This is a genomic window from Psychrobacter sp. 1Y4, from assembly GCF_051847555.1.
Window position 1 is genome coordinate 1 of the sequence record NZ_JBPYDE010000093.1, and the last position, 1,239, is coordinate 1,239.

Genomic DNA, 1,239 nt, shown 5'->3' on the forward strand with positions numbered 1-1,239 from the left:
CAGTTGATGCACATATACCGTGACGCGTGGTAGCCATTGCGCCTTAGTAGATAGAGCCTCATTGTCTGACGTTTCGCCTTCTGCGGTGCTTGCGGCCTCAGTACCAATGACAGGTGTCATACCCAATAGATCGGCAGCCGCTGCATCCATATTTTTTGGTTGCGGGGCATGGATATTGACCAATTCAATCTCAGGACTTAGATCACTACCGAAATGATCCAGCTTAGTCTGCATCGCGGCTTTCCAATCCTGCATCGCAGACTCATCATAAGTCATATCAGTGCTAAGTTTCGGCGTATGCGTCAATGCATCCAAGATGACCGCTGGGAAGCGGATCTGCAAACGGGCTTTGATCAATTGCGTTTGGTTATAATCATTCAGCAGTGTCTCAAGCGCTTGCCCAGTAATAGCAGGCGCATCAGCACTGATGTGTAGCTTCGTATTGTCAATCGTTGACGACAATAGATACGCTTTAAGCGCTTCGTCATCCTTTAAATAGAGCTCTTGACGACCCTTTTTCACTTTGTATAGCGGCGGCTGAGCGATATAAATATAACCACGCTCAATCAACTCAGGCGTTTGACGGAAGAAGAAAGTCAGCAGTAGAGTACGAATATGTGACCCATCAACATCGGCATCGGTCATGATAATGATTTTGTGATAGCGTACTTTATCTGGATTATATTCGTCAGGGCCAATGCCGCAGCCAAGTGCGGTAATCAGGTTACCCACTTCAGCAGACGATAGCATCTTGTCAAAGCGCGCACGCTCAACGTTTAGAATTTTACCTTTTAGCGGCAAAATAGCTTGAGTCTTACGGCTACGACCTTGTTTAGCTGAGCCACCTGCAGAGTCACCCTCCACAATATATAGCTCAGATAGTACTGGATCTTTTTCTTGGCAATCAGCAAGTTTACCGGGCAGACCTGCAATATCCAGAGTCGTCTTGCGACGGGTCATTTCACGCGCTTTACGAGCGGCGTCACGCGCCCGGGCTGCTTCCATAATTTTATTAGCAATGGCTTTACCCGCCGTTGGATTCTCTAGCAGATAGTCATTGAACTTATCATGCATCGCTGATTCAACAGCAGACTTCACTTCGCTTGAGACCAGCTTGTCTTTGGTCTGGCTTGAGAATTTCGGATCCGGCACTTTCACCGAGACAATAGCCGTTAGGCCTTCACGAGCATCATCACCAGTCGCAGCGACCTTTTCTTTTTTGAATAAATTCTCGCGATC

The 1,239-nt window shown here is 47.5% G+C and carries 1 protein-coding gene; it reads right to left on the bottom strand.

Translation table 11 applies throughout. The features are described from left to right. The coding region (locus tag ACS8FC_RS14430) for a toprim domain-containing protein (protein ID WP_439297269.1) at positions 1 to 1,239 on the bottom strand (1,239 nt) is incomplete at both ends.